The following is a 25,742-nucleotide window of genomic DNA, read 5'->3' as shown; positions in this document are numbered from 1 at the left end:
TTCGGCCCAACGATTAAAAACCGAGGTTTAAACCCAGTGTGAACGTTTTGGGAATAGGATAACCTCCGTAGTCTACCCCCGGCGTTAAGGCATTGATGCCACTTACACTCACTTCCGGGTTATAACCGGTATAGTTGGTGATGGTAAATAAGTTCTGTGCCTGGGCATAGATCCGAACATTCCGGAGCTTCCATTTCTCCAGGAGATGGCTGGGTAGGTTATAAGCCAATGAAATATTTCGCAGCCGAATAAAGGAGCCATCTTCAATATGGGTAGAGGAAATATTGGCGCTGGCATTACTGCTGCTGTATCGAGACAGATCGCGATTGGCTCTAGGAGTAATTCCATCTCCGGGATTTTCCGGGGAGCGCCATCGGTTATTCATCTCTTTTAAGCCGTTAGCCGTGCCGGCAAAATTTGCATAAAACCTTCTGCCCAAGTGCATAATCTCATTACCTTGTACACCTTGTATCAAAAAACTCAGTTCGACGTTTTTGTAACGTAGGGTGTTGGTGATACCGAATATATAGTCGGGCTGTGGATTGCCCAATACGGTACGATCATCTACGCTCAGCTGCCCATCGCCGTTCACATCTGCAAAGCGGAATTGACCGGGTTTGGAATCAGCAAAACTGGCGTTCTGATCAATTTCTGCTTGATTTTGGAAGATGCCGATTACTTGGTAGCCGTAATAGCTGCCCATGGCTTGGCCAATAGCGGTTATATGACTATTGGTGATTTGCTCATATTTTCCAAAAATAGGTTCGCCGCTCGGGCCTAATGCGAGTACTTTGTTGCGGTTAAATGAAAAATTAAGGTCGGTTGTCCATTTAAGATTGCCCGTTAAATTCTGTGTGCGAAGATCGAACTCCCAACCTTGATTTTTTACCCGACCGATATTTTGCCTCGCTTCCGTATAACCGGTAAGAGAGGGGACCGGCACCTTTAATAACAGATCGGAAGTTATTTTGTGGTAATAATCGGCGACCAAGAATAGACGACCACCGAAAAGGCCTAGCTCCAAGGCTACATCCAATTGCTTGTTCTTTTCCCAGCCTAGGTTTTCGTTGCCCACTGAGCTTGGCCCGATCCCGTTTACAATGGCGTCTCCAAATACATAATTACTCGTATTGAGCAGGCCGATATGATCATAATTACCGATAAAATTATTGCCGGTAAAGCCATAACTGGCACGCAATTTTAGCTCGTTGATGGCACTGACGTCGGCCATAAACTGTTCTTGCGAAAGGCGCCATCCGCCGGAAAAGGAAGGGAATACGCCCCAACGATTATTGGCGCCAAAACGAGAAGAACCATCCGTTCGGAGAGTAGCAGTGAAGAGGTATTTACCGGCATAATCGTAATTGATCCTGCCTAGATAAGAAAGCAAAGACCATTCAAGTGCTGTTGTGCTAGCGGAAGAAACAACACCTGCATTGATGGTCTGTACAAGGTCGTTTGGAAAATTCGTGGCCGTAATTCCAGCAAAGTCAGAGCGTACTTTTTGGGCGGTAAAGCCCGCCAGCGCGTCGATATGGTGCTGTCCAAAAGTTTGGTTGTAATTGAGTGTGTGCTCAATGAGCCAATTGCTTGATTCTTGCGAATTGTAGCTTGCGCTGGGAATGACGGGTGCGGGATTGCCATCAAATCCTATGGTGGATGGATTGAATGTGTTATGTTTGGTGTTCTGCAGGTCGGTGCCGACCAAAAGTTTGTATTTCAGTGCATCGATGAAAGCATATTCCGCAAAAGCTGTACCCAGAAGCCGGAAGCCGGTGCGGCGACTCATCCGTTCTTTAGCCACTTTTACCGGGTTTTCCAGACTGCTGAAACCATTGCCGAGGGTAATGCCTGTTGTGTAAGTTCCGTCGGGGTTGTAAACGGGCAAATGCGGAGCCATCATTAAGGCACTGAGTACGATGGCACCACTTCCGAAATGACCCTCGGCGGTTACCGGACTGCTGATGGTGTAACTTGGGCTTAAGTTCAAACCAATTCTAAATTTCTTCGAGGTATTGGCATCTAGATTAACACGGAATGAATAGCGTTCAAATTCAGAATTTAAAATGATGCCATCTTGTTTAAAATAACCGGCACTGGTCATGTAATTGATCTGCTCATTGCCGCCTGAGAAACGCAACTGGATATTGTGCATGGGGGCCGTTCGTAGTACTTCTTTTTGCCAATTGGTGCCTTCGCCAAGCGCATCGGGGTTTTGTAATTCCGGTAAAATTTGGTAGATGGCGCTGCGCTGATCATTGGGTGCATTGATATCGCCTCCGATATCGACCCAGGCGTTGTTCCGCGAGTCAATAATATATTCAGCAAATTCCCGTGCGTTCATTACATCCATATACTTGGTAACCTTTTGCAAACCGGAATAGGTATCGAGATCGATCTTCATCTTGCCCGACTTGCCACTTTTGGTGGTGATGATAATGACGCCGTTGCTACCCCGCGAGCCGTAGATAGCGGTTGCTGATGCATCCTTTAAAACTTCCACCGATTGGACATCGCTTGGGTTGATGGAATTCAAGGGATTATCTCCCTGATCATAGTTGGCGGTGATGGGAAAACCATCAATGACATACAGCGGTTCGTTACCGGCCCCGATGGAACCAATTCCGCGAACTTTTACAGCTAAACCGCCGCCGGGAGTACCGGTAGTTTGTGATACCTGTACACCCGCCATCTTACCCATGATAGCGGCATCCACACTGGGGGCCGGTATATCTTTTATATCGTTTGCATTTACGGAGACGACCGAACCGGTAATATTGGTGCGTTTTTGGGTGCCATACCCCACAACAACTACCTCATTCAGATCTGCCGCTTGTTCGGTGAGTTGTACATTGAGTACCTGTTCGGCCTGCGCTGTACGCTCTTCGGTACCATAGCCCATGAGGCTGTAAACTAGCATACTTTCCGCTGATGTCACTTTAATGGTATATCTACCGCTTGCATCCGTACTGGTCTGCGAACGGCTATTTTTTACCCGTACGGTAACGCTTGGCAAGGGGTTTCCGTTAATATCAACTACAGTACCACTAATGCTCCGTTCTTGCCTTGCCAACGCCGGTGAGATGGCTTTTTTGATGATGATATTCTTGTCTAAGATCTCATAAGTCAAGCCTTGGTTCAATAAAGTCTGATCCATGGCTTCTCGAATGGATGCGCGGTGAAGCTGTAGGTTCACGGGCTGGCTATTTCGAAGCATTTCGGCGTCGTAAAAGATATGGTAGTCACTCTGCTTTTGAATATCCTTAAAAATAGTGATTAGGTTGGCTCTTTGTTTATGAATGCTGATCGCTTGGGCATAACTCGTTGCGTTTACTTTCCAGAAACAGATGCATAGCAGGATAAATGCGAGCTTCATGACGCGTAGTAATTTGAATAAGGCGTTTCGTTCCCATCTGCGGGGAAATGCAGTATTTTTTTTATACATTTGATTATGGGTTTATTAAATGATCGCACGTTTATAAATCCGGGCATTTGATGCCATCGGTCAGGAGCGGTTCCAAGCGTTCCTGACTTCCTGTGTCAAAGCCGCTCTTTCTTTAGGGTGACACAATAACCCTCCTTCCTTCTATTGTGAATGTAACGGATCCGGTTTGTTCTATCGCATATAATAGCTGATGAAAGTCAGCATAACGGGATAAGGTTCCCCCAAATGTTTTTCCTTTTAAGTTACCTTGATAAATCACATCTATTTCATACCACTTTGCTAAGGTGTTCATTACCTTTTCGATGTCTTCATTATTAAAACTAAAATATCCCCTGCGCCAGGCGGTTACTTCTTCAGTATCTACGTCCTGAATGACGATGGATTGGTGCTCGGCATTGCTTAATGCCTGTTGGCCCGGTCTGAGCATTTTTGATTGTACCTTGATGCTCCCGTTGACTAAGGTGGTAATGACGTCATGTTCTTCTTGATAGGCTTTGACATTGAAACTGGTACCGAGCACCTGGATCTGTGTGCCCTTGGCCTGTACCAGGAAGGCCTGATTTGCATGTTTACTAACTTCAAAATAAGCTTCACCGCTGAGCTTGACTCTCCTTTCCGCTGTCTGAAAAGTAAGGGGATAAGTGATGGAAGAACCTGCATTGAGCTGTACATAGGTGCCATCAGGTAAGGTCAACGCATAGTCCATGCCGATGGGTGTTGTAACGGTGTGTAAGAGGCTTGTTCGGTTGGTAGTTAGGGTGGTGTCTTCGGTATAAATGAGCTGATTATGATCCTTTTTTATTCGGTCGCCCGACCGGAGTGTCTGGATACCTTCTTTTAAGGCGTTTACAGGAATCTGTTGACCATCTGATAGGGTTAAGAGCACTTCTTTTTTTTCGACACCTTTGCTGTCTTTTTGCTTAGCCGGGATAGAGGTTTGTGATACCGCTGGCTGTGATCGTTTGTTGGTCAGTAAAAAGAGGGAACAGCACACAAGTGCTGTAAGGCTGGCAGCTACGAGCAACATGCGACCTGTTCTTTTTGGAGATATGGGCCTAATACGTGGATCGTTCACGATTTTGCTGAACACTCCTTCCGCATTTAATGGCATCGCGCGTGGTTGATCTGCCTGCTTCCAAGCTTTGTCAACTGCATCGCTAAGCTCCTCTTCTTCCTCTTTAATGAGCTCCGCAAGTTCATTAAAATCGGCTTCACTGATTTGCTCGTTGATATAAGCTGTAATAAGTTTTACTAATCTTTCGCTTTTAGGCATGCCTTATTGGTTAGAAAAGGACTTCAATATTCCCTTTTATATAGAAACGGATGAGCAGGTCCCGCGAACTAGTAGTAAAGAAAAAAAAGTAAAAAAATATAGGTGATGTCGTTTTCAGATACATACATTTTCATGGATTTCAGGGCACATACCAGGTGATTGCGCACCGTATTGCGGGATAGTTGAAGCTTTTGCGCAATCTCATCATAGGATAAACCCTCCAACTTGTTGAGTTGAAAAACAAGGCGTTGCTGTTGTGGAAGGCGCTTCATGCCTTCATCAATGCGTTGTTGTAAATCATGCAAAAGTAATTGCTCTTCATTATCATTACAGCTGTCGATCTGTAACCAATGCAAACGCTCTTTAAATTTATTTTCGGTGCTTGCTTTACGGAAGGCATCGATTGTTAAACGCCTGGCAACTAAATAAAGATAGGGATAAAGTGCTTGTTGGGGCGTCAGTTTGTGTCTGTTTACCCATAAAGTGATAAAGGTTTCTTGCAATATTTCTTCACTATGGGTTTGGTCTTTCAATAGGGCATAGATAAAGCGGTAAATTTGTGGGTGCAGACGGTCATAAAGTTGTTTAAAAGCTTCTTGATCCCCAGAGTGGAGTTTCATGATTAACTGAGATTCGTTGTGCACCCGGAGCGCCATTTGGTATATATTGGTTTATGAGCAGGTGGTTCGCTCTCAAGCAAACATATGCAATTTGGTGCAGAGTTGCAAGGGGTAAGCTGGCCTGCATAACCAATGTCGGTGAATTGCCCGGGAACTACCTAAACTAACTTTGATTTTCAAAAATTATTGCTATTTTGCCTGTCAGATTTAGCCGAAGAACCAATAATGCCTAAAGTGCCTCGTGTGAAAGCAGAAACAATTGCGCAACTTCGGGAAGGAGATGAGCGTGCCTTTCAAGCTATTTATGAATGCTATCATCGTTTGATTTACCATTTTGCCTATAGCTTTCTTAAAAATGTGGAGTTGAGTAAAGAGGTTACACAGGAAACTTTTTTAAGTCTATGGGTGAATCGCGGCAAATTAGATGCATCTTTACCTTTATATCCCTACTTGTATGCGAAGGCTAGAAGGTTGACGATCGATGCGTTCCGACGTGCGGCAAGTATTCATCGTTTACATGCGGAATGGACGACCTTACTGCCTGAAGCTCATAATGAAACGGAACAGCGGGTGTTTCACCGTGAGCTCGCCGCCATTACGGAAGAGGCGCTACAGCAAATGCCTAAACAGCAGCAGCTGGTTTTTAGAATGAGTCGATCTGAAGGCCTTTCCTACGAGGAGATTGCTGAGGAATTACATATTTCTAAAAATACGGTGAAATATCATTTGGTACAATCTTTAAAGTTCTTGAAAGGTTTTTTTGCGAAGCATGGAATACTTTATTTTTTTATTTTGACTTTGTTTATTTGATAAAATGTTTTAAGTTCTTTATGCTTGACCATAAAGAATCAAACAGTCAAGGCTGCATGTACTTTCGCTATAGATTTAGGCCTCAAACGCAATCCTGCGGAGCCGCTCCCGCACGCTAGGCCACCCTTCGCTTCTTCACATGATTTTTTACCCAGAGCTGTCCTAAATCTTTTTGACGCTCAATTTCATGAGGCCGTTGTTCCCTGCGCGCTATAGCCCGGTGTGGCTTCATCACGTACATCCGGTAACGGGTAACCGATATCGTTAAGTAGTTAAATAGTTGAGACGTTGAGTAGGAAATCAGCCAATCAGCCAATTAGTAATTAGCCGATTAGCCAATTATTCGTAAGAGTTTGCTTTTTCGACACTCATGAGCTCCCTACGGTCGGTTAGTTAATGTGATAATGGAAAGGTTCGTGCGACCAAAAACTGATAACTAATTACTGAAAGCTTGTTAATGAGACGTTAATGTAGTGAAGTCCTCAAGTAGTTGGGATGTGGAGTAGTATTACCCTTGGGAACGTTACTACGAATACTAACAACGAATAACCAGTAACGGATAACTAATTACCGGCAACTCACAACCAATAACTACAACCCGACAGGTTTTAAAAAAAATTAACCTGAACCTACCCTTCTTTAGTGCTATTGCGTTTTCTCTATAACAGGGCTAATTATACAACAGACTAACCCACCAATATGACCAAAGAGCGTTTGTTCTACTTACTGCGTATGCACATACAAAACCAACTTTCTACGGATGAAGAGGAAGAGTTGATGGCTTATGCAAGCGATGAAGAGTCGCGTCGGTTGCTGGACGAAGTGATGCGGAATCTCGGTGAAACCATGGAGGTTCCAGCTGATTTTCAGGTGCCCGGTAAGGAAATGTTTGAGGAGATTAGGCATGATGATCGTTTTATGGTCGATCGCGAACAAAGGGTCGGTGTCTTTCAACGTTGGCAGCACTGGGCGCTCCTGATTACGGGGATCGCTGCCATCTGGTTTCTTGTCTATGTCAGGATGGGTGCAGCTCCCGAGGAAAAAGCGATTTTGCCCGGTAAGAAAACAGCGATCCTGACCCTGGCAAATGGAGAGGAGGTTCATTTAGAAGCAACCGAAAATAAGCGTATTAAATTGGAAGATGGTGCGCAGGTGCAGGTGTCTAACGGAAGTGTGGTATATGAACCTGTGGAAAAGTCTTTTTTATCGGATAGGGTAATGGAAAATACCATCACAACACCGGCAGGAGGCGAGTATCAACTCATCTTACCGGACGGGACCAAAGCTTGGCTGAATGCCGCATCGTCTATCCGCTATCCGGTGGATTTTGGGAACAATGCCCGAAAAGTCAGTGTTGTCGGCGAAGTATATTTGGAAGTTGCACAGCGGAAAAATCAACCTTTTTATGTAAAAGCGGGAAGCACGCAAATAGAGGTGCTGGGAACGAAATTCAACATCAGCGCCTACCGGGAAGATCAAGCCGGATGTACCACTTTGCTGGAAGGACGTGTCAAAGTATTGGCACATGGGCAAGAGCAGCTATTGAAACCGGGGCAGCAGGCAGTGGTAACCCAAAAAGAGGGGCCTATACAAGTGAACGAGGTAGATGCGGAAGAGGTACTGGCATGGAAAAATGGCTATTTCTCCTTTAGCAATGAGCCGCTGGAGTTGGTGATGAAAAAGATAAGTAGGTGGTATAATGTTGACGTGGAATACGCCATGGATCCGTCCAATAAACGATTGGAAGGTACGATATCACGGATGGAAGATATTCAGCAGTTACTGAGAGCATTGGAATTAACGAAAGCAGCACACTTTAAAATTAAAGAAGGGAGGATTATTGTTATGGATTGATATTGCCTTACAGAAATAAATAGGTTGTAAAAAGAACCAGAAGTGTACCACCACTCCTGGTTCCATGGGCAATCGCCCTTAGCTTATCAATGATTAGGATCTTATTAATAAACTAAATTCAAATGTATAAAAAATACACGGCAATTTTTTGCCCTGAAGTGAGGCGCAAACTACTCAGCTATTTACGGATCATGAAAATGATTTTTGTTTTGTTGTTAATTACCTTGCATGTGCACGCCAGCTTGCTTGGCCAAACGGTTAATTTAACAAGGAGGAAGGCCAGCCTAAGGGAAGTCTTGAAAGAAATCAGAAAACAAAGTGGTGTCAACATCCTGATGGACGCTACCGTGATAGACCTAACAAAACCCATAACCGTACAGTTGAACAACGTTTCTGTAGAGGAAGCGTTGAAACAGGTGCTTCGTCCGCAAGGGCTGACCTATCAACGCATGGATAAAAATATCATTGTTTCTATAGAAGATGAAATGCAGGGAAACGTGAAAGAACCCACTCCGATCGTGAAAACAGGACTCCGACAAAGGGGACAGGTAGTAGGTACCGTTCGGGATAATAAGGGAGGCCCTATTCCCGGAGTTTCCGTATTGCTAAAAGGTACAAACTTGGGCGTGCAAACGGATGCGAATGGAAATTACCGCATTCCAGTGGAGAAGGAGGAGGTGTTGATCTTCAGTTTGATGGGTTACGCTACGATAGAAGTGCCAACAAAAGGTAGAACGAAGGTAGATGTGGTGCTCCAGGAAGAAAGTCAGCAAATGGAAGAAGTGGTAGTTACGGGCTATAGTACGATTCAGAAGCGGCATGTGGCTTCGTCCGTTGTGGAAATGAATATGGATCGGGCAACAAACCGACCCATTTTTAAAATGCAGGAAGCTTTTAGTGGGACCTTGCCGGGAGTAACCCTGATGCAAGGAAGTAATATGCCGGGGAAGGTGCCGGGCACCATAGCAATTCGCGGTGTCAGCACGTTACAAGGTGCAGAGCCTTTAGTCATTGTGGATGGGATGGAGCAGAGTCTGACGGACCTGGACCCGAATCAGATTAAGAGCATCAATGTGTTAAAGGATGCTGCTTCTGCTTCTTTATACGGTTCGCGTGGTGCCAACGGAGTCATCATTATTGAAACCAAAAGGGGATCTACAGGGCAGTTTAAAGTGGACTTGCATGCCTGGTCGGCTTTTAACGAGCCGATCAAATTGCCCGATTGGGTAGGCTCGGCGGACTATATGCGCCTGAATAATGAAGCGCGGAAGATGCAGGGGCAGTCGGAAAATTTCTCCCCGGAACAAATCGCGCAGGCCGATCAGGGACAGTATCCGGAAACAAACTGGCTGGATGCCGTGATGCAGAAGCGCGCCAAATCACAGAATTTTACATCGAGTATTTCCGGTGGCGGTGGGGTGGGAACGTTCAACCTGATGCTGGGTTATATTAATGAAGGAGGATTGAATGCCTACGAAGGAACCGAAAAATTTAGCGCCCGTTTCAATACGAATATCAATGTGGCCGATAAGTTTGTACTCTTAGCCGATTTTTATGCGCATCGTTTGCAGGTGGATCGTTTACAGTTGGGAGATATCAACAGCGACCCGAGTGATGATTGGCTCTATCAAGATGCCTGGAAAATGAATCCGACCCAACCGATCTTTTACGATTCGGATCGGCCGGAGCATTATATCTTACATAATAACCTGAATCCGGTTGCTTCTATTGCTCATGGGGGCAGACGGAATAATATGTACGATGTGAGTACCATTAATTTACGGCCTAAATATTTTATAAAAAGTAATCTTTTCTTGGAAGGGAATGTATCATACACCATTGATAAGTCGGCCAGTAAAATTAAACGGTCTACCTTTATGTTCTACGATGCTGATGGCAAACCGGCTGCAACCTGGGCGAACAATGTGGGAGCCAAGCAAGGGGTAAGCGTAAGCCAATTAACGGCCCGGGCCAATGTCAATTATGAGCAGGACCTGCGAGGGAAGAAAGATAAATTATACTTGATTGCCGGCTCCGAAATTATGAATTACAATTATACCGATTACCGTGAAGTGAGTAAGGCTTCTTTCTTCGCAAAGGTGAATTATGCCTTTGATAATCGTTACCTGCTGGAAGTAACCGGGCGATCGGATGGAAGTAGCAAGTTTGCCCCCGGTCATCGTTGGGGTTTCTTCCCTTCGGCTGCAGTGGCTTGGAATGTAGATAATGAAAACTTCTTCGAAAGCATTCGTAGCTCGGGTGCTGTTACAGCCATGAAGCTTCGCATCTCCTATGGTTTGGTCGGTAATGAAAATGTGGATCCTTATCTCTGGCAGGAGAACGTGAATGATTGGGGATGGACAGAGCGCGTACCGAATCCTGAATTTTCCTGGGAAAAGCAGAAACAATGGAATGTGGGTTTGGATGTAAAGGCTTTGAATGATCGGCTGACTTTTACCGGAGAGGTCTATAAAAAGCATTCTTACGATTTGATCTACAGTAGATTCCCGGTGCCACCACTTACGGGTTCGAATGGGCTGGAATCGGCCGTGAACATTGGCGAGGTGGATAATAAAGGTTGGGAATTAAGTGCCCAATGGTCGGATAGGTTAGGTGAATTGCACTATGCAGTAGGAGGTATGTTGTTCGACAATCGTAATAAGGTGTTGAAAGCAGGTTATGGTGCGAATGACACCCTGATCTTTAAGGATAATGAAAATAAAATCTGGTATCCGGGTATTGCTTTGGATAATTATTATGGTTATCAAAGTAATGGTTATTTCCAAACGCAGGAGGAGGTTGACCGGACCAGTGCAAAACTACCTAATACCTTACCGGGAGATATCCGTTATGTCGACCAGAATGGCGATGGGGTAATCAATGATCAGGATCGGGTGAACCTGGGTGATCCTTTCCCGCATATGAACTATGCGATCAATATCGACCTGCAGTATAAGCGGTGGGATTTTTCGGTGATGGGACAAGGAGTCGGTAAGCGTACGGGTTGGATCAATGGTTTGGAAGGTTATCCGGTATTGGTGGATGGGGGTGACAACAGTTTGGGTGCTCCGCGGCAGGAATATATGGAAAATCGATGGACACCGGAGACGCCGAATAGCCGTTTCCCACGGGTGTGGACAGGTGCCAGCTCGAATGCGGTACTGAGTGATGTTTGGTTGAGCAATGCGGCATTCTTTCGAATTAAGATGATCCAGATAGGGTATACCATCCCAAAAATCGGTAATAGTATTAAATCCATACGGGTATATCTGAATGCGCAAGATGCTTTTACCTTCACCAAATGGGAGGGCTTGGAACCGGAGCGTGATGGGGGGAACGGTACCTATCCGCGGATGGCGATTTTTAGCGTGGGGCTTCGGGCGACGATTTTATAAAAATAAAGACTTTGGTTATGAAGAAACGATTTATATGGATGGTCTTATTGACCTATACTTTGCTAGGCTGTGAGAAGTTTTTGGATAAAACAGATCCTACGGCTACTACCTTTGAAGAATTTTTTGTGGATGAAGAGGACCTTCGCCGAGTTGTTTACAGCTCTTACCTGGATGTCACGACGACGCCGGACGATCGACGGCTCTTATTCTACATGCAAGATGCAAAATCGGATAATGCTTATTCACGCAATGAAGACGATCACCATCAGCGTGTTGCAAATGGAACCATGAACAGCAATACCCGTGCTTTTGAATATTATTGGACCATTTACATGAAGCAAATTGGGCGGATCAACATGTATTTAAAAAATATAAATGTGCCTTATGTGGAGGATGAAGCGGTAAGGGAGCGCTATAAAGCCATTCTGGAAGGGAATCGGGTCTGGTTGTATTTTAGGCTCACCACGCGCTGGGGTGATATTCCTTTTTTACTGGAACCGGCAAGTATTGAGGAGGCGAAGGTACCTCCTACACCACAGGCAGAAGTATTGGATAATTTGTTTAACATGGCTGCAGACATTGCCAACCGATTACCTGCGGATGAATATACAACCAACCGTTACATGTTCAATAAGTATTCATTTAAGGCTTTGACCATGCGTTATGCATTGCAGCATGGACGCTATCAGCTGGCTGCCGATCTGGCGAAAGAGATTATGGATAGCGGGAAATATCAGCTGTATCCTCACTATGGTGATCTGTTTCAATATAAGGCTGATCAAAGCAATAATGAATTTATTATCCGAATGGACCGGGAATCGATGGATAATAAGGCAACAAACTCGTTCCGGGATTTGGGACCACACTTTCGAACAGGCGACGGACAATCATATTCTGTCCCTTTGAAATCGCTCGTAGATACCTATTGGACTTTGCAGGGGCGTCCGATTGACCATTGTCCTTTGCATACGAAGGAGGAATATGAACTGAATCCGGGATTAAACCGTGATCCGCGTTATAAAGTCAGTATTATGGGCCCCGGGGATACTTTTTACGGTGAGGAAATCGACGTCTATACCCCTGGAAATCCAATGTATTATGAAAATCAACGGGCAAGTAAATCGGGTTATTGGTTCCGTAAATTTGTGTCGGAAGACGATGCTTTCCGGAACGGGAATATGGTTTTTCCACTGTTGCGTTACGCAGAGGTATTGCTGACTTATGCGGAAGCCAAAATTCAGCTAGGAGCTATAGACGAATTGGCGAAAAGCTGTATTAATCAGGTCAGAACGCGGGCAGAATTGGATATGTCTGTAGCGGATGTTACACTTCCCGCTTATAGCGCTTATACCCAAGAACAGTGGATGGAATTAATACAGAACGAACGACGCATTGAGTTTGCCGGTGAAGGCTTGCGCTATGATGATATTATACGTTGGCGCCTTGCTGAAAAAGTATTGAATGAACCTGCTTTAGGCCATACACGGATGGTCAATGGGAATAAGGTTTCGCTAAAGATTGAAAATCGTACTTTTGCACCTCATAATTACCTTTGGCCTTTTCACCAAACGGTACTGCGGGTAGAGCCTGATCTGAAACAGAACCCGGGATATTGAGAGGTGAGATTATACCCGCATCTAACTAGTCAGCAAGTAAGTTGGATGCGGGTAATCTGGTTGCTTTTCCATGAATCAGGATAGAACAGGTTGCGTTTGTTGTCATTTTATATTTACTTTGATCTAGCCGATTTTATATTTTTAGCCTAGATAGTTCAGCATGCATATTTCCAATGATAAAACCACCTTGTTTCAGAAGCAATCGATTTTTATACTTTACTTAATTTTTAGCTGTTTATCACTGGCTGCATCCCCTGCGGATCGGAATGACTCCTGCAAATTCAGCGCACTTTATGTTGATTTAATTGCATACAGTGCTGATCAATGGCAGGGGGGGTATTTATTATCTTCTAACAGAACACCCTTTGAAAACCATAGCCAATACCCTGCTATCCTAACGAGACAACCTGCATTTAGTTGGTCTTTAACGACCAGCTCCAAAGCCTATCGGCAAAAGGCGTATCAGATTCTGGTAGCAGATAACCGGGACGCGTTAATACAATTACAGGGGAATATATGGGATTCGGGAAAAGTGCCCGGTCAGCATTCGGCAGGTATTCCTTTTGAGGGAAAGTCTTTACGTCCAAAGCAGCCCTATTATTGGAAAGTAAATGTGTGGAACGAACGGGGGGAGAAAACGGCTAGTGATGTGTCCGTTTTTTATACAGGCGACTTACAAGATGGATATGGAACCGCTCGCTACCCATTGCAAAGAACCGATCAGCATCCGCAACATTTGCGAAAGCAAACAGATGGGCTTTATTCGGCTGATTTTGGTAGAGCCGCTTTTTCACAGCTACGCTTATCTTTATCGAGTGCAGTAGACGGTGATACGATAATCATCCATCTGGGTGAGGCATTGGATGAAAAGGGGCGGATTAATAAGAAACCGGGAGGGACGATCCGGTATCAGGCCTATCATCTTGGTTTAAAAAAAGGAACACACAGCTATCAGCTACAAATTAGATCGGACAAACGGAATACAGGTCCGCAAGCAGTCCTTATGCCGACTTATATTGGTGAAGTACTGCCGTTTCGGTACGTTGAGCTAGAAGGATATACCGAAAATCTTCAAAAAGAGCAGATCTTGCGCAGCATGGTTCACTATCCTTTTGATGATGAAGCAGCCTATTTTAGTTCGTCTAATGATACCTTAAATCAAATCTGGGCGCTCTGTAAATACAGCGTAAAAGCAACGACCTTTGCCGGACTTTATGTAGATGGTGATCGGGAGCGTATTCCTTATGAAGCAGATGCCTATATCAATCAATTGTGCCATTATGCAGTTGATAACGAATATACATTGGCAAGATATTCACATGAATATCTGATTAAGCATGCCACATGGCCAACAGAGTGGATCTTGCAGTCGGTTCTGATGGCCTATAATGACTATCTGTATACGGGCGATCTCCGTTCTGTTTCCCATTATTATGACGACTTGAAAGCGAAAACACTCACCTTACTGGAAGAACCCAATGGTTTGATCAGTACGCGCACAGGAAAGCAGGGCCCTGCGCTGATGCAAGCAATCCATTTTAACGGTGATTCCATTCGGGATATTGTGGATTGGCCACATGGCGGTATACTGGGCTTAGGAAGCCAAGACCCCGGAGAAAGTGATGGTTTTGTGTTTACGGACTTTAACACGGTTGTAAATGCCTATTACTACAAGGCTTTGGCGGATATGGGTAAACTGGCGTATGCACTGGGGAAAGCAGATGAGGGCCATTTCTATGCGGAAAAAGCGAACAAAGTTTATCGTGCCTTTCAAAAGTACTTTTTTCGAAAGGATCGCGGAAATTATCAGGACGGAATAGGTACCGATCATGCTTCTCTTCATAGCAATATGTTTGCCTTAGCTTTTAATTTGGTGCCTGAAAAGTATAAGGCCAAAGTCATGGAATACGTAAGGTCTCGTGGGCTGGCGTGTAGCGTTTATGGTAGCCAATTTTTGATGGATGCCATTTACCGGAGCGAGGATGCTGATTATGGTTTATCTTTATTGACGTCTACTGCCGAACGGAGCTGGTATAATATGATTCGTGAAGGCAGTACGATGACGATGGAGGCCTGGGGAAATAAGTTTAAACCGAATCAGGACTGGAACCATGTTTGGGGCGCTGTTCCGGCAAATATTATTCCACGGAAGTTAATGGGGATCGAACCGACACAGCCTGCTTGGGAGACCTTCGATATCAAACCCCAGCTTGGCGATCTTGCTTTCGCAGCGATTAAAGTTCCGACAATCAAAGGTCCGGTGAGCATGGAGGTCAAACAGCTTGAAGGACGCTTCGATATGCTGGTGGATGTTCCGGCGAATACGCGGGCCGATATTTATATTCCTGTAAAAACAAAAAGAAAGAAGGTCTCTTTATGGGTGGATGGTCGATCTCAACGTTTGCCTGTTCATAATGGATGGGGCAAGCTTGTAGGTGTTCCATCGGGGAAGTATCATATTTGGTTGAGTGACGAATTTTAATGTCTTTTTATGTTCTTTATGCTTGACCATAAAGAACCAAACAGTCAAGGCTTCATGTACTTTCGCTAAAGATTTAGGCCTCAAACGCAATCCTGTGGAGCCGCTTCCGCACTCTTGGCTGCCCTTCGCTTCTTTACATGATTTTTACCCAGGGCTATCCTAAATCTTTTTGACGCTCAATTTCATGAGGCCGTTGTTCCCTACGTACGAGAGCCCCGTGTGATTTCATCACGCACATCCGGTAACCGGCAACCCCTGCTTACCAGTAGGCACAACCAATAACAGATAACTATTAACCAATAACTAAATTTGACCAATTCACTTCTCCATTCCATCCATCATTAATGCTTCTATCGTTTTGGCGATTTCATCGTATGGATATTTATGTGCCAGGAAATAATGTTGAGCTTTTCCATCGGGATTCCAATGATTATTCCCTTTTTTATCAACAACAAATTGTCCCGGTCCTTTCACCTGAAAGTAATCTTCTGGATTTCGGATGGCGCATAATACAGCTGTTTGATCCCAAGATGGACGATTTTTTTCTCCTTCTTTTGTATAGGTTTGCAAGTTATAAGCATAGGCCCAGGCGACGGGATTATGGTTGGCCTCCTTCTCGGCTACGCGGCCACCGGTAAAAAGCTCTTTGCCAATTTCAAAGCCACTGAACAGAATGGGGCTTGGCCAATGCTGAAAAACGGCATAGGACGCAGCGGGGTCTTTGTTTACATTAAATTCGAATCCGGAAGGAAAACCACCAGCCATGGCTACCAACTTCTTTACCTTTTGCTTCACTAATTCGGTGCCATTAAGCGAAGAATATTGATCGGATTTTGATTGTAATAGCGCCTTCAGGTTCGACAGAAAGCCAACGGTTATAATCGTTATACTATGATCTGCCTGCGAGGCTAATACTTTTCGATAAACTGTAACCGCTGACGGATATTGCTTCCCTTGCAAGGAGGGGTCGAATCGGTTGATCAGCGAATCATTCCAATGATTGCCTGCCTCCATATCGGGCGCATCAGCCGCGGCAATTCCGACAGGGATATCGGGTTTCTTAAAATAGCGATTAAATAAATCGATGGTCGGTGCGATGGAGACGTGACGATCACTGGCCACGGTGGCCAGTATTTCGCATTCGCCTTTAGCAGCCAAGTTGTGCAAAATAGCAATCGCGCCCACATCATCGTAATCCGGTCCCATATCGGTGTCGAAAATCAATTTCGGGATTGCAGTCGTTTTTTCCTGCGCATTTACCTGCATATTGCCAAGTAGTGCCCACATGGTGAGCATATAAATTAACTTCTTCATGGTTGGTTTTCTTTGTTTTAAAAATAAAAAAATCCGTTAAGTAGTTAAATAGTTGAATAGTTGAGGCGTTAAGTAGGTTTTTTTCTATGAGCGTTTCTTCTCAGAACCCACAACCGGCAACTCATAACTAGTAACCAACAACTAATTCCCGGTAGCGACAAGAGCCCAGCCATTTGCGACGGCCCTTGGCGTTCCATCGGAGGGGCGGTTTCTGATCTCATACGACGAGCTTGATGGGTTGTTGATAAGGAAGGTAGAGGACCCTCCTCCATCCAGATTGATCGATTCCTTTGCACCCAAAGCGTGCATTAGCTGGCCCAGCTCAGTGAAGTTAATGCCATAGGAGTAATCGTACTTCCGCCCATCCACCACGACAAAGTATAATTTATGGTCGTCTGTAAATCCTACAGCGGTGCGGGGTTCAACCGAATCGTCGGTATGACTGACCGGCTCACCCGCTTTTACCAAAGTCTGATGACCGCCAAGAGCATGGAGGATGTCTGCCTGATGTGCCTCATAATAAGCACCATCACCCATCAGAAGCTGACCTGATTTGCTGATACCGAAAAAAGTCCAGCCTGCGGGAATGGTCGTTCGAACGGCTTGTCCGGATAAATAGACTATACTACGTGGCTCACCGCTGGTGGCATTGAAAAAGTCAGCATTACAAGCAAAAAGGACCCGTTGATTCGGATTGACATAGTTTACCATATCAGGAATGGTCTGGCGTCCATAGGCCGCTGCTCCATTGGGTGTTAAGGGATGGAGCCCAATATCAGTTTTGTTCATATCGGCCTCCAATATAAATATGCGCATGGTATGGCCGTTTACATCTTGATAGTGGATGTCCGTCTCCGTTACACCGGGATGTAACTCAAGCGTGGTATCGGTATATACGCGATGAATCAGGGAGCTATTTTCCTGCAAACGAAGGGTGAGCTCGCTGCGATTGTCATCTAATGTTTTTATGGCTCCGGTGTCCTCTTTGTCGCAACCGGTGAGCAAGATAAATACGAGGATAAACCAAAAGAAAGATTGTTTCATGTTTTTTTGCTATTAAAGGTTAGTAGCCTTCATTTTGTGTAAGATTCGGGTTCACTTCACGCTCATAATCGGGTATCGGAAACTTCGTTCGATAGTCCTCAATTCCAAGCGCTTCTACGGCTTTACCGGTACGCACTAAATCAAACCAACGGAAGCCTTCGGCCAACAATTCTCGTCGTCGTTCTAGGGCTACAGCTTCTTGATAATCGGCCTCGCTTGAAAAATTTATAGCCGGTAGATTTCTTGCGGCCCTTAATTCGTTCAGCCGTGGCAATCCAGCTAGGCCCTTTCCTTCGGCTGCGATCAGATACATTTCACCCAATCGAATAATCGGAATAGGATCTGTTCCGGTTTGGCCACTGGGATATTTATCGATTACATTCAACGAACTCACTGTAGCAATGCTCATATCCCGGCGGTTGTCGCCCTCTTCAAACAGATTCATTACGGCATCAGTCGGTTTATAAACATAAGAACCGCTTACATCATGTGCATAGGTGTAAAAAAGTGTACTCAAAGTAATACTGGATTCTTCCGTCAGGTTCTTGAAGGAAAAAATCTCTTCCGTATTCTCGGTATGCCTGAATATTTTATCGAATCGATCCAGCGCAAAATCGCCTGTATTAATTAATTCTTCTGCTACTTGTGCTGCTTCTGCTAATTTGTTTTGCCCTAAGAATACGCGGGCCAATAAGGCTTTTGCAGCTTGTTGCGATACGTAGTAATAATCACCTTCAAAGGTGGGTGCTTTTGCCAATGCAATCGTTAGGTCTGCTTCGATTTGACCCCAGACGAGAGCGGAAGCATCACGTGATACACGTTCTGTGGTGTTTTCCAAGATTAAAGGAACATCACCCCAACGGGTCACCAAATTATAGTAGATATAGGCGCGAAAGAAGTGAGCAGTTCCTTCCATTCGTGTGCGCTTATCTGATTCGGGTAGTGAAGACAAAATGTTTAATACGTTGTTGACTTGATATAGTGACTGGTATAAACCGCTCCAATTATTGTTGACCAAATTATAATCGGTACGCATAATGTTGCGGATAAAAGCCAGCTCGCTTCCACCTGAGGCGTTGATGAGGTTGCCGCCCACTAAGTCGAACATAATATAAGACTCTCTTCCCTGATTGTTTTGCACAGCATTATACATGCCATTCAATAAAGCATCCAGATCCCGTTCACTTACCGTTTCGGGGGCCACCGAGGTGTGCGGATAGAAATCGAGTTTAGTACAGGAAGATAAGAATAGCAACATCAGACATGCCGTGATGTTGGTGATTGCAGTTGTTTTATGCATGGTTCAATTTTTTCTTCATTAAAATCCAATATTAACACCCACATTGAAGCTTCGTAGCTGCGGTAAGATCAGGTTGTCTTGTCCGATAAATTGTGGGTCGAAATTATCTGTTACTTCGGGATCGAAGCCGCGGTATTTCGTCCAGAGATAAAGATTATCCCCTTGAACATAGACACGCAAACGCTGCATGCCAATTTTGTTGGCTATTCGTGTAGGTAAGGTGTATCCAAGGTTTAAAGCCCGTAAACGTAAATACGAGCCATCTTCTAAGAAGCGAGAAGAGTTTTGGGTATTCCAAGTACTGCCATAAATAGCACGTGGTGTGGTATTACTGCTACCGGGGCCTGTCCAACGTTCGTTTGCCACTTTTTCGGTCATGTTCATAAAGCCGCTTCCTAAACGATCCGTATTGACGCGGTAGCTTGCATAAACCTTGCTGCCATAAGAATAGGTAAAGAAAATGCTGAAGTCAAAATTCTTATAAGAAAAGCTATTGTTCCATCCACCATAGAAATCAGGGTTGGCAGTACCTACAACCTGTCGGTCGGATACATTAATGGCGCCATTGCCATCCAGGTCCTCGTAAATCACATCACCTGCGCGGACACCGTTTTTATAGAGCGATTCGGGTACCTCTTCGTCCGACTGGTAAATGCCCAGTTGTTTGTACATATAAAAACTACCCACTTCTTGTCCAACTTGTAAGGTCATGTTCGCACCGATCAATAAGGCTTCGTCACCAATTAAGGAGGTTAGCTTGTTCTTTATAAAAGAGATATTGAAATCAGATGACCATTGTACGGGCCCCAAAGGTACCTGTGCGTTCAGTAGAAATTCCCAACCCCTATTTTCCATCGAGCCAATGTTGCTGATGATAGAAGTAAATCCAGAGGTAGCAGGTTCTGGTTTGCTATACAATAAATTATCCGTTTTCTTCATAAAATAATCAACCGTCAGATTCAATTTGCCACCGAATAAACCAAGATCTAAACCTGCCCCATACTGCCGCGCGGTTTCCCAGGTCAGATCGCTGTTACCATTGGTACTTACCCCAATACCGCTTTGGTTATTATAGTTGCGGCCGCCGCTCATTTGTGCGTGGTAAGCATAGCTGCTAATCCCATCCTGGTTACCCGTTTCGCCATAACTGCCCCGAATTTTAGCGGTTGTTCCGGCGAGTGACCAAAAGGGTTCACTGGAAATATTCCAACCCGCCGACACAGAAGGGAAATACCCCCAACGTTTATCAGGATGGAATTTAGATGAACCATCAGCCCGTAAAGATAAGCTGAGTAAATATTTGTCATCCCACGAGAGATTCGATCGGCCGAAGATGGACATCAAGGCGCTTTCCGTTAACGTAGTACCTGCTGAAAGGATGGAGGCGGCTACTGAAAGCTGTTGAAAGGAAGGCGAAGGGAAACCGCTTCCCTCGATATTGGAACTTGACAAGTTAATTTTCTGATAAGAATAGCCAAGTAGCCCCTCCACATTAAGCTTATCGAATGTTTTATTGTAATTCAGCGTGTTTTCCCACAAGATATTGGGCGTGAAACGGCGATTATCATATTTTACACCGATTCCTGTACCATAGGGATGATTCTCCGCATAGTAGATATTATCGAGTGTATAGGTGAGGTCAGTACCTAACATCGTTTTAAATTTCAGTCCATCAGTAATGCGCGCTGTACCAAAGAACGAACCCAAAAAACGATAGTTATCCAGGGATACATTTTGTTCGTTGATGATCTGAAAGGGATTATGGTAGATCAGTTCATCCGTTCCGCCGAGGTAATAATCGCTATTGGGCTTAAAGGGACGGTCAAAAGGACGCTGAAGGATGGAACGTCCCATCATGGTGGTACCAAGATTCGATCCTGGTACACGCTTGTTTTTTGAATAGCTATAGCTGGTATTTGCACCGAATTCGAGCCAACTATAAAGTTTATGCGTTAAGTTCAATTTACCGGTGTAGCGGGTGAATTTTTGATCGATAAATGCCCCTTCCTGACTTAGGTAATTACCTGATAAATATACATTGGTTTTTTCCGTACCACCCGTGAAGGATAGGGACACGCTGGTGGTATTTGCGGGACGCGTGATGAGGTCAAACCAATCGGTTCCCGGTTCACCCGGGAAGGGGTTTTCCTTATGTTCCATATAATTGGTTGCACCCGGGGTGTAGTTATATTGCGTGTTAAAATTATCGATGGCTTCATTGATGACCGAAAGGTAAAGATCTGGATCTGCCATTTTCATTTTGTCTGTATTCGGTACAATGGATACTCCTGTGAAAGCATCCACACCGAATTTTGTCTGGTTTGCTTTGCCGGACTTTGTGGTGATGAGGATCACTCCATTGGTAGCACGACTTCCATAAATGGCAGCAGAAGCGGCATCTTTGAGGACTTCGACCGATTCGATATCGCTCGGGTTCAGCAATGCCAATGGGTTCATGTTTTCTCCGAAATTGATAAGGGCCGCATTTTGATTGACAACTGGTACACCGTCAATGACATACAATGGTTCATTCGTAGCACTTAAGGATCCGATACCGCGAATAGATACCCGATTTACTGTACCCGGGCTACCCGAGCCTGCACTTACCTGTACACCTGGCATGCGGCCTTGAATAAGCTGATCAGGGCTTAAGGCGGGTCTTGCATTTTCTTCGGTCGGTTTGAAAGAAGAAACTGCTGCTGTAAGGTCACGCTTCTTCTGCTGACCATAACCAATGACGACGACCTCGTCCAAATCCGACAGATCTATTTTTAATACAATTTCCAGTCGACTTTGTCCAGCGATGGTAAGTTCTTGTTTTTGATATCCGATCAAACTAAAAATTAATACATCACCCTGGCTAACGGTTAGCTGAAACGTTCCTTCGCCATCCGTGGTTGCACCGCGGGATGTACCTTTCACAAGAATACTGGCACCTGCCAGCGGATTGCCAACAGAATCTCTTACCTGTCCATGAATAGTAGCTGGTTGAAAAATGCCGGGATCGTTATTGATCTTGCTTTGATCTCGTTTAAAAAGAATGTTACGATCAACAATTTTGTAGGAGATGGGTAGATTCTTTAGGCATGCTTCCAATACTTTTTCTATCGGTGCTTGCTGTAGGGCAAGGCTAACTTTCCGGTTGGTGAAACTTGGATCGTCATAGAGAAATACATAGGCCGTTTGATTCTCTACCAATTTGAATACCTGATCTAAAGGCATATCCTTGACATTCAATGACACCTTTTGCGCATAGGTCGATGCGCTGACTTGGATAAATATCGAAAGGAGTAAACCGACAATAAATTGAAATCTCATGATGAATTTCAAATGATTAAGTTTGTGAGGGGGCGGCCATCGTAAAGACGTAGCCGTTGCATGAAATACTAATTTCATTAACTTTGTAAGGTTTGAGTTTTAATTTAATGTTTAAAAGTTCTTCGAATCATTGGCTCAAATGTTTGCGTCTTCTGACTGCCATCAGAAGACGCTTTTTATGAAGCCCTTCTGGGTTGCTTATGGTTCCATTGTTTTATTTTTTTGTTAAACATCTGTTCTTTATTTTTATTGAATAATAATCTGTTTGACACCATTGACCGTCTCTATTCGACACGTTAAATTGTAGAAGGATAGGATTTCCAAAACCTTGGACGCATGCGTATTGCGGTAAACTTCGCCGGATAACATGATATTTGGTTTTTTACCCTTAAAAACGACCTCTACATCATACCAGCGGGATAATTGTCGCATCACGACACCAATATCCGCTTGTTTGAAACTGAATTTACCATGCTTCCATGCAATTGCAGCCATGAGGTCTGTTGGCTTTATCGATAGGCGATTATGTCGATCGAGAACCGCTTGCTGGCCAGGTTGAAGGACCACCGACTCCCGTTTCGTCGTTCCCGCAACTCTCACGGCCCCATCTACTAAGGTGGTTTTTACGGCTGATTCATCGGAATAACTATTGATATTGAAAGCTGTACCTAAAACCTCCACCACCTGTCCTTTGGATTCCACCCGAAAGGGTCGATTTGGATTTTTTGTCACTTCGAAATAGGCCTCCCCTTCTAATTTTACCAGCCGTTCTTTTGTCGGACTGTTAAGGGTATAGGTAAGCTTAGATGAAGCGTTCAACCATACTTTTGTACTATCGGGGAGTACTAAATGATATTGGCCGCCCCGCGGTGTTTGTAAGGTATTAAATACGGGATCTTCTGCGCTGTTTCGATCTGTATTCGCTAACTGATAGATCAGTTCGCCATCGGTATTTTTATAAATAGCATGGGCACCTTCTTGCGCAATTTCTCCGTTCGGACTGCTATTGAGCGTTATTTCACTGCCATCAGCCAATTTAAGGACAGCCCTGTTTCCACCTGGCGCGATATCCTGCGGATTTGAAATGATCTCAGCATGCTCCCTGTTTTTCAGGCCTTCTGTTGGGTTAAGTTTGTACGCAGCGATCGCTATCACAAACACTGCGACCACCGCGGCCGCATAGCGATACCACAACTTTGTTCGACGAAGCGGCGGTGGTGCCAGACGGTTTCGAATTTCGGCAAGATCAGCCTCTACTACTTCTTCAGCAGGTTTCTCCATCCGTATATCCAACTCACTGTACCATTGTTCCACGCGCGTGCGCTCTTCGGGGGTACATTCACCCGCGAGGTAACGTTTCAACAATTTTCTGATATCTTCCTGCTCCGCCATGCGTATTCGATATTTTCGCCTTTGTATAGATAGTACCCTGTACGTCTCTTTGGGCGTAAATGAAAATGAAAAAAAAATGAGTTTATTCTTTTAGGTAGATAATATTGGCTACCGAGCGTTGTCCTTCATGATCAAACTGTTTGTTATCACATGGATAATTAACAATGCTATTTTCCGTGGCTCCCTTTATATAGAGTGTGCTACTCCCCCCGCCGTCTAAGTTCATGGCTTGTTTGGCACCGAGCCAGCGTAATGTTTGCGTCAATTCGCTCAAGTTCATACCAGCTGCTAGTTTATTTCGGCCGTCCACTACGAGAAGGATTAGCTTTTTTTTACCGGTGATCGCTATGGCGCTGCGTGGATGACGGTTCTTGTTAAAGGCATTATCTGCGAGCGTGGCGTCTAGCCCCCGTTGGATCAACAGGGGCCCGGAAAGGAGAATGTTGGGTACTTTACTCTGTTCATAGTTGATAGCCGAATCAGCTTGGATTTTAATGGCTTTCTTGCTGATTAGCAACACCGCATTAACACGATCGGTCTTCTTTTTCTTCCTATTCACGACTTGATGATCTACTTTTACATAGTCGGAAGCTCCCCCATTTTTCATATCAAAGAAACCCCCATTGATGGCCACTAAGGCGTCGACTTCTGAAGCGAACTGCGAGGTCTTTTTTAATTCTTTCGGATCGGCAGCAAGCTTCATTTTTTTGCGGTATTTTTTCAAATTGATCTCGACAAAGTTGATTTCCTGTTGACTTTCAAAGAGTTTATCAAAATGGCCTTGTTTCCAGGTGATGCCTTTTTGAATAGGTGTTGCTTTCCATTCCTTGCTGACCACAGCGATGGAATCGGCAGATTGCCCAAATGTTACCAGTTGGCTAAGGAATAGAAAGCCGAGTAGGATAGGTGTTACTTTTTTGTTCATGTCGCGTTGTTTCTAGTTATAGTACTGCGACAGACGCTTTGGGCGTAAAAGAAAAATGAAAATTAGGGAAGAAGGAAATAGACAAGGGAAAGTAAGGTGCCGAATTTGGGCCGTAATACTTTCAAGGCATTGTTGACATGTTTCTTGACCGTTGACTCTGAGAGCCCCAGCTCTTGGGCAATCTCCTTATGGGATAGGTGGGATTCTCTACTCATGCGAAAGACTTCTTGCATTTTCTCAGGCAGCTGTATGATTTCGTTCTCGATCAATTGACTAATTTCTTTTTCTCTGACCAGGTAGTCCGGTGTTGTATTGTCGTGTGCATTACTTACTGCCAATGACTCAAAATAAAGCGATTCAACTTTTTTATGGGCAATCAATTTGATAATTCGATATCGCAAGGTTGCATAGAGGTAAGCAGCTAAGGGGCTTGCCGGGCTTAAAGAGGCTCGATTCTGCCAGAGGGCGGCAAAAACCTCTTGCAACAGATCTTTGATTTCATCTCGATCGTTTAACTTTTTGCAAGCATGCATATAAAGTGGCCGGGAGTAACGCTCATAAATCTCCAGGTAAGCGGCATAGTCTTCACATAGCATGAACTGTAGTAGTTCACGGTCATCATACGATTTATAAGACAGCTTTGCCATGCTAAGACTATAGATAATGGGACCAAAATTATCAAAAGGCTATCAAGTTTATAGTTACGGCAATATTAATAAAAATTAAAGTTTTTTATATTTCTTTTTGTTTGCCACTATTTTTTAGGTTCTTTTTTCATCCGTTTAAATTTGTTTATTCATTATTTACATGTTTTTAAAGGTATTCATGCTGCCTTCGGCGGTTTTAGTGGCGATGAAGCTATCAGATTTATTCATACCCTTGTGTGGTTTGAATAAATCATGATGGTTTCATTGTTCCTTGGTTTTTAAAGGCATGCAAGCGTTCCCTAACGGG

General features: G+C 44.4%; 15 protein-coding genes. 5 read left to right on the top strand and 10 right to left on the bottom strand.

Annotated elements, in window-relative coordinates; all coding sequences use genetic code 11:
- Positions 1–13: 13 nt before the first annotated feature.
- The 3 genes from RYH73_RS18075 to RYH73_RS18065 form a co-directional block, all read right to left on the bottom strand.
- A complete protein-coding gene (locus tag RYH73_RS18075; protein WP_335314862.1) occupies positions 14–3,445 on the bottom strand; it encodes a TonB-dependent receptor in 3,432 nt (1,143 codons plus the stop codon).
- Positions 3,446–3,557: 112 nt separating this feature from the next.
- Entirely contained in the window at positions 3,558–4,718 is a 1,161-nt protein-coding gene (locus RYH73_RS18070; protein ID WP_335314861.1) for a FecR family protein, read from the bottom strand.
- Positions 4,719–4,786: 68 nt separating this feature from the next.
- Complete coding sequence (locus RYH73_RS18065; RefSeq protein WP_335314860.1) at positions 4,787–5,338, bottom strand: RNA polymerase sigma factor; 552 nt, start codon at positions 5,336–5,338, stop codon at positions 4,787–4,789.
- Between the two features lie 243 nt (positions 5,339–5,581).
- Here RYH73_RS18065 and RYH73_RS18060 point away from each other — a divergent pair, with 243 nt between their 5' ends.
- From RYH73_RS18060 to RYH73_RS18040, 5 genes are all read left to right on the top strand, one after another.
- A complete protein-coding gene (locus tag RYH73_RS18060; RefSeq protein WP_335314859.1) occupies positions 5,582–6,148 on the top strand; it encodes an RNA polymerase sigma factor in 567 nt (188 codons plus the stop codon).
- A gap of 699 nt (positions 6,149–6,847) precedes the next feature.
- On the top strand, positions 6,848–8,002 hold the full coding sequence (locus RYH73_RS18055; RefSeq protein ID WP_335314858.1) for a FecR family protein: 1,155 nt from the start codon (positions 6,848–6,850) through the stop codon (positions 8,000–8,002).
- Positions 8,003–8,124: 122 nt separating this feature from the next.
- Positions 8,125–11,397, top strand: a complete 3,273-nt coding sequence (locus RYH73_RS18050) for a SusC/RagA family TonB-linked outer membrane protein (protein WP_335314857.1) — start codon at positions 8,125–8,127, stop codon at positions 11,395–11,397.
- 17 nt (positions 11,398–11,414) lie between these two features.
- Positions 11,415–13,013 (top strand): RagB/SusD family nutrient uptake outer membrane protein, encoded by a 1,599-nt coding sequence (locus RYH73_RS18045; RefSeq protein WP_335314856.1) that lies wholly within the window; start codon positions 11,415–11,417, stop codon positions 13,011–13,013.
- A gap of 160 nt (positions 13,014–13,173) precedes the next feature.
- Positions 13,174–15,495, top strand: a complete 2,322-nt coding sequence (locus tag RYH73_RS18040) for a family 78 glycoside hydrolase catalytic domain (RefSeq protein WP_335314855.1) — start codon at positions 13,174–13,176, stop codon at positions 15,493–15,495.
- Between the two features lie 318 nt (positions 15,496–15,813).
- Here the strand turns inward: RYH73_RS18040 and RYH73_RS18035 are convergent, their stop codons facing one another.
- The 7 genes from RYH73_RS18035 to RYH73_RS18005 all read right to left on the bottom strand — a co-directional run bounded on the left by RYH73_RS18035 (position 15,814) and on the right by RYH73_RS18005 (position 25,435).
- Positions 15,814–16,809 (bottom strand): nucleoside hydrolase, encoded by a 996-nt coding sequence (locus tag RYH73_RS18035; protein ID WP_335314854.1) that lies wholly within the window; start codon positions 16,807–16,809, stop codon positions 15,814–15,816.
- A gap of 141 nt (positions 16,810–16,950) precedes the next feature.
- Positions 16,951–17,853 (bottom strand): phosphodiester glycosidase family protein, encoded by a 903-nt coding sequence (locus RYH73_RS18030; RefSeq protein WP_335314853.1) that lies wholly within the window; start codon positions 17,851–17,853, stop codon positions 16,951–16,953.
- Positions 17,854–17,872: 19 nt separating this feature from the next.
- The gene (locus RYH73_RS18025; RefSeq protein WP_335314852.1) at positions 17,873–19,153 is read right to left on the bottom strand and encodes a RagB/SusD family nutrient uptake outer membrane protein; all 1,281 of its coding nucleotides are present in this window, start codon (positions 19,151–19,153) and stop codon (positions 17,873–17,875) included.
- Positions 19,154–19,171: 18 nt separating this feature from the next.
- Positions 19,172–22,471, bottom strand: a complete 3,300-nt coding sequence (locus tag RYH73_RS18020; RefSeq protein ID WP_335314851.1) for a TonB-dependent receptor — start codon at positions 22,469–22,471, stop codon at positions 19,172–19,174.
- Positions 22,472–22,717: 246 nt separating this feature from the next.
- Entirely contained in the window at positions 22,718–23,863 is a 1,146-nt protein-coding gene (locus RYH73_RS18015) for a FecR domain-containing protein (protein WP_335314850.1), read from the bottom strand.
- A gap of 82 nt (positions 23,864–23,945) precedes the next feature.
- A complete protein-coding gene (locus tag RYH73_RS18010; protein ID WP_335314849.1) occupies positions 23,946–24,788 on the bottom strand; it encodes a phosphodiester glycosidase family protein in 843 nt (280 codons plus the stop codon).
- A 62-nt stretch (positions 24,789–24,850) separates the two neighbouring features.
- Positions 24,851–25,435 carry an RNA polymerase sigma factor gene (locus tag RYH73_RS18005; protein ID WP_335314848.1) on the bottom strand — a complete coding sequence of 195 codons (585 nt, stop codon included), beginning with the start codon at positions 25,433–25,435 and terminating at the stop codon, positions 24,851–24,853.
- Positions 25,436–25,742: the final 307 nt, after the last annotated feature.

Origin of the sequence: Olivibacter sp. CPCC 100613, assembly GCF_036959255.1 — a bacterium.
GTDB lineage: Bacteria > Bacteroidota > Bacteroidia > Sphingobacteriales > Sphingobacteriaceae > Olivibacter.
Note: the sequence above shows the minus strand (reverse complement) of the source record. Positions and strands in the feature narration are given on the sequence as shown.